8 protein-coding genes are annotated in these 13,867 nt (G+C 40.6%); 6 read left to right on the top strand and 2 right to left on the bottom strand.

Going from position 1 to position 13,867, the window contains the following annotated elements:
* Window positions 1-65 precede the first annotated feature (65 nt).
* Window positions 66-2,777 carry a NosD domain-containing protein gene (locus GQR89_RS17290; protein WP_158771200.1) on the bottom strand — a complete coding sequence of 904 codons (2,712 nt, stop codon included), beginning with the start codon at window positions 2,775-2,777 and terminating at the stop codon, window positions 66-68.
* A gap of 374 nt (window positions 2,778-3,151) precedes the next feature.
* The gene (locus GQR89_RS17285) at window positions 3,152-4,153 is read right to left on the bottom strand and encodes a polysaccharide lyase family 7 protein (RefSeq protein WP_158771199.1); all 1,002 of its coding nucleotides are present in this window, start codon (window positions 4,151-4,153) and stop codon (window positions 3,152-3,154) included.
* Between the two features lie 680 nt (window positions 4,154-4,833).
* Between GQR89_RS17285 and GQR89_RS17280 the strand changes: the two genes are divergently transcribed.
* From GQR89_RS17280 to GQR89_RS17255, 6 genes are all read left to right on the top strand, one after another.
* A complete protein-coding gene (locus GQR89_RS17280) occupies window positions 4,834-5,736 on the top strand; it encodes an MASE1 domain-containing protein (RefSeq protein WP_158771198.1) in 903 nt (300 codons plus the stop codon).
* 220 nt (window positions 5,737-5,956) lie between these two features.
* Window positions 5,957-7,408, top strand: coding sequence for an ATP-binding protein (locus GQR89_RS17275; RefSeq protein ID WP_158771197.1), 1,452 nt, complete (start codon window positions 5,957-5,959; stop codon window positions 7,406-7,408).
* Window positions 7,408-7,824, top strand: a complete 417-nt coding sequence (locus GQR89_RS17270) for a response regulator (RefSeq protein WP_158771196.1) — start codon at window positions 7,408-7,410, stop codon at window positions 7,822-7,824. Before GQR89_RS17275 ends, GQR89_RS17270 begins: the two co-directional genes overlap by 1 nt.
* 28 nt (window positions 7,825-7,852) lie before the next feature.
* Window positions 7,853-9,382, top strand: a complete 1,530-nt coding sequence (locus GQR89_RS17265; RefSeq protein WP_158771195.1) for an ATP-binding protein — start codon at window positions 7,853-7,855, stop codon at window positions 9,380-9,382.
* An 83-nt stretch (window positions 9,383-9,465) separates the two neighbouring features.
* The gene (locus GQR89_RS17260) at window positions 9,466-11,175 is read left to right on the top strand and encodes an EAL domain-containing protein (protein WP_158771194.1); all 1,710 of its coding nucleotides are present in this window, start codon (window positions 9,466-9,468) and stop codon (window positions 11,173-11,175) included.
* Between the two features lie 349 nt (window positions 11,176-11,524).
* The gene (locus tag GQR89_RS17255) at window positions 11,525-13,645 is read left to right on the top strand and encodes a S8 family peptidase (protein ID WP_158771193.1); all 2,121 of its coding nucleotides are present in this window, start codon (window positions 11,525-11,527) and stop codon (window positions 13,643-13,645) included.
* Window positions 13,646-13,867: the final 222 nt, after the last annotated feature.

Below are 13,867 nucleotides of genomic sequence, written 5' to 3'. Positions count from 1 at the left end.
CTCCGTTGTCTCTATTAATATGTTTAAGGTAGCGTTTTGCTTTTTTTTTAATATGAAATTAAGGTTTAATCGTCTTGTGCTACCCAAGTAGAGCCAACGCCTACTTCTGAAGCTTGTATGTAATGCAGGCCCTTCGCGCTAGCGGCTGCTTGAGCGCCATTAGGGTCCGTTTCAACGAGTGTGCTGGTGGCCGTAATGAATTCAGGTACTTCTTTAGCGTTGCCTGCTGGGTCTTGGTCAATCGCCCCATCAGTATCAAACTCACCGTTGCCGTCAACATTTCGGATATCGACCCAATCGTCGGAGGTGTCACCTGACATATAGCTATCACTAAAGCCAAAATTGTTGGTTAGTGAAGATTCATCATGGTTGATTATGTCGCAATCGTATTCGAACGAGTGGTCACTGAAGCCTCCGTCAGCGTTTAAATATAGGCCCTGAGTAGTGGCATTCTCGTTGAAACCATTGGCAATTACGTTGGCATCGAAATCAATAACAAAGAAGTTTTTGGTTAAGGCGTATAACTGAGGATTGTCAATTACAGTGAGCTCATCACAATCGCCTACTCCGGCCTTTGAACCAATTTCAGTACTAAAAACAATAGGTTGAAGAGAGTTAAGAACGGTGTTGTTAGTAACGGTTAACGTTAAGTCGCCTGTGCCGTCAAGTATTGCTTGATTGCCTGAATTAGGAACGCCACCATCGGCTTGAGAGAATGGGTTTGCAGTGAAGACAATTCCGCCTGCTTCTTTGTTGCCTGAACGGATCCCAGCGATATAGTTATTACTTACCGTATGACCTAAAGGCGTAATTAACACGCCACTGGGTCTATCGTCAGAACTAAGGATGTCACTGGTGCGTATAATGACGTTGTCAGTAATGATATTAAAACCGCCGTCTTCTAGGGATATACCACCGTTGGCATTGAAAATGGTATTACCATGAATAGTGGCTCCGGAGGTTTGCACGCGCATTAAGCGACGACCGGTAACAACGTTTTCAATACGGTTATACTGTACAGTGAAGTTCGCATTATCAGCAGCATCGCTGCCCGTTGTGCTACCTAAGTTAAGTAGTAGTAGGCTGGAGTTATCATAGTTAGCATTAGCACTATCGCTAAACAAATTGTATTGAATAACATGGTTAGAACCAGATGAAGCCAATTTAATAACAGAGCCTTCTGCCGCTACATCGCGGCCTGAAAAAGTGTTTCGCTCAATTAACGCGCCACTACCTTTTAGAACTAACCAATGGTATGAATCATCTGGATAATTCAATACGGCCTGTTCGCTATCCATGGTATTTTGAGAAAACTCAAAATTATCACCCTCAGAATAAATTACCGCTTCTTCACCACTATCACAGCTCGACCCTGAAAGAGTATCGATATCAGTGAAGGTTAGGCCGGTAACCGCTGCACCATCAACACCATCGGCAACATGAATACACAGGTCACCTGATAGGGTAGGGGTTTGCCCCTCTAGTGCGCGCAACGTTATGCCGCTGGCGAATTCTATTGCAGCAGTAGGGCTGTAAATATTAGTATTTAAACCGAGTACATCACCATCCGCTAAAACGCCAATCGTGCTTTCAAGTGCTGCTGTATCACCGACGACCTGGGTGTATATCAGCGTATCGAGAGTGTCGGTAACAGTGCCAGTAAACGCATCGTTATCAGTGTAAGATGCGCTAACAGAGATTATAGAACCTGCTTGGCTGGTAGGTGTAAAGGTTTTGCTATTCGCGCCAGTAATTTCAACACCATCGGCGGACCAAGAATAAACTACATTTGTTTCTTCTATACCATTGTTGTCAGTAATTTCAGCGGTAAGTGTGGCACTGGCTAAGTAAGGAGCAGTGCCCATAATTTCGATACTTCCGAGCTGATCTACCGCGACACTTGATACAGTGATGGTCGCGTCAGAAACATAATCTTCTTCAAAGCCATTGTCATCAACGTAGGTTGCTTTTACCGTCAGCACCATGCCCACCAATGAGGCGTCGACCATATATGAACTTTCAGTTGCACCTACAATAGCCGTATCGTCAGCAAACCACTGATACGAGATGCTACCTGTTGCGCCATCAAGATCAGTGATTTCAGTTGCTAATATATTACCTACCGTGGGTGTACCTTGAATAACGACAAAACCTTGGGAATTAATACGATATACGACGTCGGTCGCTGCTGACGTTACCGATTCATCAAAACCTCTGTCATCTTCAAACGCCGCGTTAACCGTAATCACTGTTCCGAACTGGGCTTCTTTCAGTACAAGCTCGGCCGATACTTCGTCTTCTATTGCCACATCATCAGCAAACCAAGTGTATAAAATCGTCGCATCTTCAATACCATTTTCGTCAGCTAAGGTGGCTGCTAATGTGGAGCCGACAAAAGCATCCCCAGCGATCGCAATTGACGCTGGAAAGATAATTGCTGAAATATCAGAAGTGGGGTCGCTAATATGAGATTCGTTGATATTACCATCATCGGTATATAGGGCTTGAACGGTAACGGGTGAACCAATTTGCTCGTCAGTTAACGTAAAAGAGGCGGTATCAGCGTTTGGAATAACAACACCATCAGCGTACCAGTAATAGGTAATAGCCCCTGAAATACCATTTGCATCGCTTACTGATGCACTCAAGGTCTCACCAGATGTTGGTGTTCCTGAAAGAGTAATAGAGCCTAAAGTGTTGGGGTTATTGTCTGAGTCTGTACTACAACCTGTTATAGCGGCTGCAATCGCACAAAGTGCAAATGTTTTAAACTTCATAATGGCTCCATTCTCCGTATTATTGATTTTTATTAGCAGTTAGTTGCGCCATGTTATTACCATGATTGACTTAAATGATTACCAAAATGTTAATTAATTGCTAACCAATTTGGTTATATAAGCATAATAATGTTGCGCCTTCCACTATATTTGCACTAAATAATTAACTTTGTATTTACATTGTGAGCGGTTGATTTTGTCTTTGAACCCAATATTGGTATGACCAATATTGGCGATTTGCAGCAATGGGGGGCAGGTGGAGCGGTATAAATTGTCTCTCGGTCCAGAGCGTCATATTTAGAGAAACTTAGAGGCGTTATGGCAGGAGAAGATAGCGATGGCGGGATTACGCCTTCGCTATCTCAGCCTATTGACTAAAATCGATAACCTGCATGCTGATTGTCTAGATGATAGAAAGTAGCTTGTACGTAATCTTTGGGATCGCCGCCATTATTCTGATTATAAACCCCCGCTTTAAAATACATATATTGATTACTCTTACCGTAGCCGCTCGCACTCATATCAAACTGTTTATTTATATTGGATTTGCCCTCTCTTATAAGAGTGACAAACAACACGCTATTTTCTACGGAAATTTTATAGCTAAATTTTTCATTTAATTTAATGCCTTCCCTAGGATCGGCTAAGGTATGGGAACGTGAACCAATGAGGTTTATCCAACTGTCATCACCACCATTAATTTCGTGAGCAAAGTAGATTGAACCATATTCATTGTTGGGCAATTTTCGATAATAAAGTTTAATCGGTTCGTCATCGGTACCATGAATTTGACCTATTATCACTCGGCCTACCATTTTCTCTTCACCGGTTGTTGATACGCGATTGACGGCTAAGGTCGCTTCTAAACTACCTTCAACTGCCCCTGCTTTTCGTTTAACTGAACCATGAGCGTCAGCAAAAACCCAATTATTTCCCGTAATGCCCTGCGCTTTTACCCGACTATTACCACGCCTGAGCATTTCCCGAAGTTCAGTGCGCACATACTTAGTATTTTTAGATGTTTTTGCCCCCACATTAGGACACGCGAATACCATTCCACCATCAATAGCCGTATAAAAAAGAGGCTTCAATTCAAAATTATTACTTAAGGGTTTTTCGTAAATAATGTCAGCTTTTAGGTCTTTATTGAGATCAGTGGGAAGCGTTAAACTCCAATCTAGTAAATCAAAATTTCCACTGGGAGGTTTACTAGGATCAAGCAGTGTAATTTTACCGAGTAACACACCTTGCGCTAAAGCACTGTGTGAAACTGGCATTGGGGTAATATCATCCACGATTGCACTTTTTGATCCCATTGAACAAAAAGTACTGGTCAGTAAAAATGTGCAAGCAACTGTTTTAGTTATTGATTTCATTTCACTCCCCTTGATTAAGGTATTATTTTTAAATGTTGCTCTTTTGCATAATTAAATGAAGATATAACGCCTAATTACAAAGCGTTACGATGAAAGCGAAAGCTATTTTTGTTAGAAAACACGCTGAATTTTTCAACTAAAAGCTAAGTGTGATGCAAACAGTAAACGAGAGCGTTAATCTGCATATCAACCTTGTAGCAAATATTTCATCGTTACTGATAACCACGTAATTCAATTAATCATTGATGACATATCTAACAGAATAAGCAGCGAGCCAGTGTCACACTGAATACGCCACCAAGCCTATCGCGCAAACCGTTAAATGAGTGTTATTACCCATCAAGTAAGTGTATTTCAGATTTCTGTGTCAACATAAATGCGTAAATTCATTAACAATAATGTAACCAATTTGGCAGTGGTTAGTCAATTATGGTTTACCAATTTTATTTATTGGTTTGTTTAATACGGATTACCACAAGGAATGCTCGGGAAGGGGCGTGCTTCACGTTAGTTGGAAAGCGATTTAGCCATTTAGCTATAACGGCAAAGCTTTTTTAAAACTGCTTGGCCGGTATTTATTCATCTTTTAGCATTATTAAGCTGATATTCTTAGAATGAATTGTTATCGAATTAAACGTATATATAGAGACAGTGGAAATAGTGATTTGGTATTTATGTTAATGGACCAACCTTGGATAAAGTATAGTTTTTTAGGTGTGCTTTATGCCGTAGCGTTTAATTGCTTGTGGGTAGTCAGTGCCCAATTGGAGTTGATACCGAATGTTGTTAGCTGGTATTTACCTGCCGGTTTACGTATTTGTGTTTTCTTATTTTCTCCCATTCGCAGTTGGCCCTACCTATTCGTTATCGATCGCATCGCGTTTTTGCTGTTTTTTCACAGCGGTGGATGGCTGTCATCTCCTGTATTTTATCCTGAGTCTTTAATCTGGTATGTCACACACTTTGTACTCTATCCATTTAGTTTTATCTTTTTGATATGGCAATATCGAAAGCGTTTTGGCACCCACGTGCTTACTTCCATCAACAACGCCTGTGCGTTGCTCGTGCTTTTTATTGTGACGAGTATCACTAATGCAACGTTGTTTGTTGGAAGAAGGGCGTTGGATGATCCACATGTGGCAATAAATTTAATACAAAACATCACCAATATGGCTTTAGGTGATTTAGTTGGTATTTTCTTTATATTTCCACTGGTGTTACTCACACAAAAATTATTATTTCATTTTGATGAACAATCAGTGGCTGCTGCCGGGCAGTGCACTGTTGTTTGGCTATTTTTGCTCAGTGGATATTTTTTCTTAACCATTTTTCATGATGGATATGACCAATATGTAAAATTAGTGGCGCTTCTTCCGGCAGTGTTTTATACCTTCAAGTATGGAGTGATCGGCGCGATGTGTAGCGTGTTTTTTGTGTGTGCAATGACTTATATGGTCGCGTTATTGACCCAAGGACCAACGGTGGAAAATCAGATTTATATGATAGCCATATCAATTTGCCTGTTTCTTATTGCCGGAGCCGAATTCAACAAACGACAATTTTCGACTCATACACCAAACTGACTATTTAGCATTCGTAGACTTACTGTTGTCGCTATGCACAGGAAGTTTGCATAGGTTAATATCCACTTCTCCAATAAAACGGTTAAGTACCCAATATTTGATTAATTTACATGAAACGAGAAATTCTAGAATACTCGACTAAAGTACAAAGGTTATTGCTTATAAATCGTTGATACTTAATGTATTAGCCTCACCTTAAATAATACGAGTTGAGATAAAAATGAACATCTCCAGTAAGCTAAAGCTCATAGTCGTATTAACCGTCTTCGAAATATCTATCACGCTTTTGTCGGTATTTGAAATATCTAAAGGCGCGCAGTTTCATCAATTAAATTTGCTGCACTTGAAATATATTAGTCAGTTTAGCGACAATATTTTAGCGCTTGAAAATAAAATACAGCTTGATGTGCTTGAGACTAAAAGAGTAATTACCGATATTCGGCAACAACCTATTGATTGTATTAAAAAAATAAATTTCATCAATGTATTTATTATGCGTCAAATCGGTACTTATTCTGCCATTGATATTTGCCATGAGGATATAAAACAGGCTAATCGCGCTTTGCTAGCTGTCGCTAGCTTTGAAAACCAGCAAATAACACGCGAACAGTTACTGAGTCAGCTTAAAGAATTTGAAAACATATTCATTCTGCATTCACAGCAATTTGAAAAACCTGTTTCGGATACGGTTTCGTTTTTAATGCGCACCATGATCCCTATCATCATTATCATTTCAATGTTCAATATTATCTCTATCGGCTATATGTCGAAAAGCATATCAAGCTCCATTCGTAAAGCGATCAACTTACTCGAAAGAAACTCGGATGATAAAAATTTATCTGAAGACATTGATAAACATGTTAGCGGGGAATTACAAACTTTGTTACTGGCAGCCAGAGAGCGCTTGGCCAATGAAATGTTAGTAGCAGAAGTTAATCAAAAACTTGAAAAGTTAGTTGATCAACGAACCGAGAGTCTGACGCAGGCCAATGCCGAGCTAGCTCAATTTGCGTATCGTGCCTCTCATGATTTAAAAGCCCCTCTTAGTTCGTCAAAGCTGTTGACCCGATTTATCGTTGAAGATATTCAAAGTGGTCTACTTACCAGTGCCATTGAAGATGCGCAGAAAATCCATGGGCAAATGGAAAAGTTAGAGGACTTGGTGGTCAGTATTTTGTCTCTAACGGAAATTGACAGCTTGGATGGCAATGTGACTGAGATTGAGCTTATACCGGTAATTGATGACATTCAGCAACGTTTATCAAGTGTCATCGAATTACATAAAGATGCAATTAATTGCCATGTCTGCCTTGAACACCCTTTTATTAGCGATAAAGTCAGGGTCGTTCAGATATTAGAAAATTTGATATCTAACGCCTTTAAATACCGTGATGAAGATAAAGTAGAAAAGCCATACGTTAAGGTGTCTCTCTCAGAAAAAACCGATAGTTACCAGTTAAGTGTGCAAGATAACGGAATTGGCATTCCAATGAACCGCCATAATGAGGTTTTTCAAATGTTTAAACGGTTTCATCCAAAGATTAGTTTCGGTTCAGGCTTAGGGTTAGCGATTGTTAAAAAGCATGTGGATTATTTAAATGGAACCATACTTATGCAAACGTCTGAACTGGGCACCCACTTTAAAATCAATATTCCTAAGCAGGTAAGTTAATGAAACGAGTTAATGTTCTTATCGTTGATGATAGCGAATTAGATAGATATATTCTTAAGCGCCAATTAAAAACGTTAGGCGTCGAGAGCATTTTTGAAAAAGACGATGGCGCGACGGCATTGGTTTTTTTGCAAGATTACGAAAATAATAGAAAACGCTATCCCGATGACTTCCCTCCTGTGATTATCTTTTTGGATATCAATATGCCGATTGTTAATGGGTTTGATTTTCTGGAAGAGTTTTCTAAGATCAGAACGCACTTAGAATTGTCAGCTTGTGTGGTCACTATGTACTCTTCGTCTGAAAGAGCTGAAGATAAGGCGCGCGCATTTAAATACGATTTTGTTAGGGGATTTTTAGTAAAAGGTGAATTAACGATTGATTTTCTTAAAGAAACAATTGAAGCGCTTCGTTAATGCAGATGTTTAGCTAAAAGGAAACCCCATGCTCAATATCGAAAATTATGTTGGACGTCCTTCGTTAAATAAGAGCACCGATGCGTGGGAATTAGACTTAGACCCTGGAATAGCGCTCAATCTCGAAAATATTTGTGAATTAACATTAACTATTTTCGACGCGCAGTTTTGCCGTATTTTTTGTCAATACGCAGATATGCAGGTTTTAGTGGCACAAAATGGCGAATTGAATACAGCACTAGCAGCGCAAATTTCGTTACTTGATTTACAACGAGATAATGGGGAGTCATCTGATTTAATTAGCAGTGTGACCAGAGGGCAATCACTATTAGGCACTGGGATAAGTCGCGTGGTATCTCCAGTTATGTTGCCATCAGGTTTGAGCTTTGGTTACCTAGAGTTTTTTCGTTCTAAAGGGGGCCAGTTAACGGCAAAAGAACAGGCCGTTATGACGGTGCTTCAGCGTGATGTAACAAACCATATTGTGCAACATAAATATATCTTGCAAGCGGCTAAATCTCGTGAGCTACATCTTCTTATTTCGAAACACAACCATGACTGGATCTTTGTTAAAGATACCGATTTCAAAATGGTCTACGCCAACGAACCGTTTATGTCGATTTTCCCTAAGGGCTTGCGCAACAAGATAATTGGATTCACCGCTACTGAGGAGTTTGACGAAGGCGAAGCTAATCAATTTTTTGAGCAAGATAAAATCGCGTTTGAAAAAGGGGAGTGCGTTGTTACTGAAGACATCTACAATTCTGACGGAAGCAGAATGGTTTTCGAAACGATTAAGCGTCGATTTGAAGATGAAAATGGTAAGCCGTATATTTTGTGTATTCGCCGAGATGTAACGGAACGTGAAAACCTTATTCGGCAATTAAAAGTAGCCAATAGCGACCTTGATGATTTCACCAATATCGCGTCTCACGATCTTAAATCCCCTTTGATCGCTATTCGTCGTTTATTGGGCTGGATAGCAGAAGACTGCCAAGATATTTTACCGTCAGAGTCGCTTGAAAATCTGCATCTGGTAGTCAATAGAGCGGATAGAATGCATTCCTTACTCGAAGATTTACTTTCATTTGCCAGGATTGGCAGAGTAGATACACCTGCAGTGAGCCTTGAACTTTCAAAGCTTGTGGAAGACATCACGCCATTACTCGATGTGCCCGAGCAATTTACCATTACAGTTGAACCGGCAGAATTAGTTGTGCCCTCAGTTCCGTTTAAAACAATTATTTTAAATTTAGTCGGCAATGCCATTAAACATAACGACAAAGAAAAAGGCCTTGTGAAAGTTAGTTGCCAGACTAGCCAACATTATTACGAGATCCATATTACAGATAATGGCCCAGGGATTGCGCCTAAATATTTTGAGCGTGTTTTTCAGCTTTTTCAAACGCTCAAATCTAGAGATGAACTAGAAGGAAGTGGTGTTGGGCTGGCTGTTGTGATGAAGCACTTAAATCAATTCGGTGGCAAAATTGAAATAGATTCAGATGGTATTGAAGGCACGACGTTTAAAGTATTTTGGCCGAAACCCAAACAGTGAACAGGGAGGCGTTTTAATAAAAAACGCCCTAGCCTTAGGACTTGGCTATTATCAAGGTTGTTAAATTAAGTTGAGGTTGCGAGATGAAAGTGTTGATTGTAGATGATGACGTCGTTGACAGACGACTCGTTAAAAGAACGCTTAATGCATCAAGTGATTCGTTCCATGAAATTGAAGAGGCCACATCTGTTGCACAAGGACTGAAACTGCTTAATGAACGCCATTTTGATGTTGTTTTACTCGATTGTAAGATGCCTGAAGTAGATGGCATTGAGATGCTGATTGATCTGCGTGCTAAACCAGACATGGGTAATACCGCTATTATTATGATAAGTGCCTCGGAAGAAACCTCTTTAGCATTAGATTGCATTGAGGCCGGGGCCCAAGATTTCCTGTCAAAAAATGAAATTTCCTTAAGTAAACTTGAAAAAGCAATACTGCATGCAAACAAACGCTTTGAAATTGAACAGCGTATGCATTACAGCTACTTGGCTGTAAAGAAGATGGCGGAAAAAGACACGCTTACGGGGTTGTCCAATCGGTATCATTTTGAAGAAACACTGAAAATCATGATTACCAACAACAAGCGTACTCAGCATAAGGTCGCACTGTTGGCGTTAGACTTAGATAACTTCAAGCATGTTAACGACACTATGGGACATGATGCGGGAGATGACGTACTTAAACAGTCAGTCGATAGAATACGTGCCTGTTTACGCTGCAATGAAGGGTTTGCTCGGCTCGGCGGAGATGAATTCGCCATTATTATTGGCAGTATTTCGTCTCCGGGGGAGGTTAATCGAATAGCCAGCCGTATTCTAGATTCTTTTAAAACACCGTTTGATTTAAACGGTAAAGAAGTCGCATGCGGTGTCAGTATTGGCGTAGCGCTTTGTCCTGATGATTCAGCAGACGCCCAAGCGTTATTAAAATGCGCGGATATTGCCATGTATCGCGCGAAGCAAAACGGTAAAAATAGCATTAGTTTTTACCAACCCCATTTTCAAACCGAGTTTAATCTACGTTTTTTGATTCAAAATGAATTAAATCGTCACCTAGAAAACACGTTGTTCCGACTTTTTTATCAACCGCTATTTTGTGCCAAAAAGAATACGTTACTCGGTTTCGAAGCACTTATTCGTTGGCCAAACACCGATCCTATTTATACGCCCGATGAATTTATTCCTATCGCAGAACAAAGCAAACTGATTAATCCCATCGGACAATGGGTAATCAAAACTGCTATTTGCCAGCTATCAAAATGGCATCAACAATTCGATCCACAGCTGACTATGTCTATCAATATATCACCAGTTCAACTACAAGATATTGATTTACCGACAGAATTGAACCAAGCAACGGAAGAATATTTAGTGTCGCCAGGCAAGATAGTGTTAGAGATAACCGAAACAGCACTTATTAAAGACAATATCAAAGTCACTGATACACTGTGTCTATTGTCACAACAGGGTTATAAAATTGCACTCGATGATTTCGGTATGGGTTTTTCATCCGTTGCCCACCTGATGGATTACCCAATTGATATCGTGAAATTAGACAAAAGCATGCAAGCCACTGGAAATCTTGCGGACAAACGCATACGTGTATTTGAGGCACTTGCTTTGATGCTAAAGAAACTTGAATTTATTGTTGTCGCCGAGGGAATAGAAACAGAACATCAGTTACGCCTATGCCAAGAATTTAATTTAGACCGACTGCAAGGTTATTTATTAGGTATACCGATGGACGATGCGAAAAGTGAATCATTGTTACAGGGAATTTATCATATCTAACTCAGTCGACCGATTGATACACATGTATACGAGCTTACGATGAAAAGCCCACCGCTCTAAAAAAAGCTAAATTCTATCCAACCTTCTCGTAGCTTAGTGCTGCTGGATGAACTAAAAGCGTTTAACTATTGAAAATAGTGACTGCAACCAAAGTATCACCCTCATTCAAAATTATCATTTAATAATTTCATCCCAAAGGTGTCATTTTTATCATTTTTAAATTTTACCTATATAAAACAACTGGTTATTTATTGGCCTGTTAATTGCTTTGACGAGGATAGTTATCGCCGAAATATAGCAAGTGGCTAACTCGCTTTCATATCGCGACAAATTTACCGGATAAATACTTATGAAACCAAAATTTAAAAAACGCAATACACTACTGCTCATAGGGTTGATGGGAGCTCTGTCTTTACCAGCCGTTGCAGCAAATAATGGTTTGGTAGGAAGCACTGTTTACGAGGTGGTAGATAGCGCTAACGTAAGCGAGATGAAAGGTTCTCTTGGCGCCTCAAATATTACCAAGGTCGTTAATAGCCTTGTCGGGCTAGATAACGAAGTCTTAATTCAAGGTGCTGAGGTCAGTATTTTAAAAGACGTAGTTGAAAGCATTGGCGGTGTTGTAACACATAAACTCCCGTTAGTAGACGGAATAGGTGCCCGTGTTAGTGACACGCAACTGGTTATACTTACCCAATTAGCCCCCTTGATAAAGGTTTCTAAAAACGAAGCCGTTTTTACTTCAGGTTCGTTAGACAACTGTTTAGTTTATGGTAGCCACGTTGTAGAGCTTACAGAGAATAAAATTCGTTGGAATTTATACAACGCCCGCGACAAGCAAGCCAATATGGAGAGTATGTCATTTACATGGCCTGAAGAGCTGGGACATGTGCGCTCTGTAAAAGTGAATGGAAGTACTGTTTACTGGCGTTTATTCAGCCGTAAAACGGGTGAGTTATCGATTAATATCAAACGCTTAAAACGCTTCGCTAAGTTAAATGCGTTCGAAAGTGCGACCATTGAACTGAATTTTGCTCGGCAAGGTACGCAAGATTATACTCAACGCGATTTCTCATTAGATGTGCAGTTTAAAGAAAATTGTGATCGCAGTTTAGTTAAAGGCTATGACACTCAAGCGAACGAAGGGGATAGCAACAGCTACTATGTTAATAATATTGGGGCTGATGAACTGCATGATAAGGGTATTACTGGTAAAGATGTTACCGTTGCCGTTATTGACAGTGGCCTTTGGTCAGCCCATAGCGCCTTAAGTAATGACACTACTGACAAGACCCGAATCAAAGCGGCTTATAATGCGCTTAATGACGAAGACGTTGACGCACTTAGTGTAACGGACGAGAACAGCCATGGTACCCATATTACGGGCATTATTGCTAACAGTGATCATGCTGTTGTTGACGGTCAAATGCGCAGCTATTATCAAGGTGTTGCGCCAGATGCTAATTTAGTTGTTATCAAGGCCTTTTACGAAGATGGGCACAGCACCTATTTAGATGCACTTCGCGCATTGCAGTACATTGCTGATAACCATGAGGCTTTGAATATACGGGTAGTTAACCTGTCGTTTGGTGCGCCGCCTCGCTCGAACTACTGGGATGATCCGATAAACCAAGCAGTAATGGCATTGTGGGAAAAAGATATTGTGGTGGTGACGTCGGCAGGTAATACCGGTCCTAGCGCGATGACCATTGGCGTTCCGGCTAACGTACCTTATGTTATTAGCGTTGGGGCCATCAGCGATAACTACACCCAAGACAATCCAAATGATGACACTATGCTATCGTTTTCGTCTCAGGGGCCAACTCACGAAGCCTTTATCAAGCCAGATATGGTGGCACCGGGCGGACACATGTTCAGTTTAGCCAACGAAAATATGTATGTGCCGAGTAAATTTCCACAATATATGGTTGGCGATGACCGTTTCATTATGTCGGGTACGTCACAAGCGTCGGGCGTGGTTAGTGGTGTGGTTGCGCTAATGCTGCAAAACGACCCAAGTCTGAGTGCGAACGATGTGAAATGCCGCTTAATGAGCAGCACCACAATGGCGCAGGTAAATGGCAAATTGGCTTATAGCCCATTTCAACAAGGCTCTGGTAGTGTTAATGCGGTTAAAGCGGTTGAGTCTAACGAGGCAGGTTGTGCCAATAATGGCATGGATATCGCGGCAGACTTAAGCGGTGAACAGCATTATATGGGCGCGGCTCGTAAAGACGAAAACGGCAACTACTACATTAAAGGCTTCGAATTTGAGGTATGGGAAGAAGCTTTCATGTGGGATGAAGCTTTTATGTGGGATGAAGCCTTTATGTGGGATGAAGCCTTCATGTGGGATGAAGCCTTTATGTGGGATGAAGCCTTTATGTGGGATGAAGCCTTTATGTGGGATGAAGCCTTTATGTGGGATGAAGCCCATATGAACCAAGAAAATTTCATGCTCCAAGAATAATACGTTTCTGAATATCATGCCCCTTTTATCGATGAATACTATTCGTTGATAAAGGGGCATTTTTGTTTCAATTATTTACCTCTATCGCACATTCAAGCGAATGTATTCTCGCTGGCTAAGCCGGACTTTACTTTCATTCATTGCTACATACCGTGATCGCCTGCTCAAACACATTAATGCTCTTTTAGCTGAAGCGGTAATTAACAATGGCTGCTGAATAAT

Origin of the sequence: Paraglaciecola sp. L1A13 (assembly GCF_009796745.1) — a bacterium.
Classification (GTDB): Bacteria; Pseudomonadota; Gammaproteobacteria; order Enterobacterales; family Alteromonadaceae; genus Paraglaciecola.
The sequence above is the reverse complement of the archived record's forward strand: the minus strand, read 5'-3'. Positions and strand labels throughout refer to the sequence as shown.

Coding starts and splice junctions, on each gene's coding strand:
- GQR89_RS17290 (WP_158771200.1), bottom strand. CDS start 2,777: ATGAAGTTTAAAACATTTGCACTTTGTGCGATTGCAGCCGCTATAACA.
- GQR89_RS17285 (WP_158771199.1), bottom strand. CDS start 4,153: ATGAAATCAATAACTAAAACAGTTGCTTGCACATTTTTACTGACCAGT.
- GQR89_RS17280 (WP_158771198.1), top strand. CDS start 4,834: ATGGACCAACCTTGGATAAAGTATAGTTTTTTAGGTGTGCTTTATGCC.
- GQR89_RS17275 (WP_158771197.1), top strand. CDS start 5,957: ATGAACATCTCCAGTAAGCTAAAGCTCATAGTCGTATTAACCGTCTTC.
- GQR89_RS17270 (WP_158771196.1), top strand. CDS start 7,408: ATGAAACGAGTTAATGTTCTTATCGTTGATGATAGCGAATTAGATAGA.
- GQR89_RS17265 (WP_158771195.1), top strand. CDS start 7,853: ATGCTCAATATCGAAAATTATGTTGGACGTCCTTCGTTAAATAAGAGC.
- GQR89_RS17260 (WP_158771194.1), top strand. CDS start 9,466: ATGAAAGTGTTGATTGTAGATGATGACGTCGTTGACAGACGACTCGTT.
- GQR89_RS17255 (WP_158771193.1), top strand. CDS start 11,525: ATGAAACCAAAATTTAAAAAACGCAATACACTACTGCTCATAGGGTTG.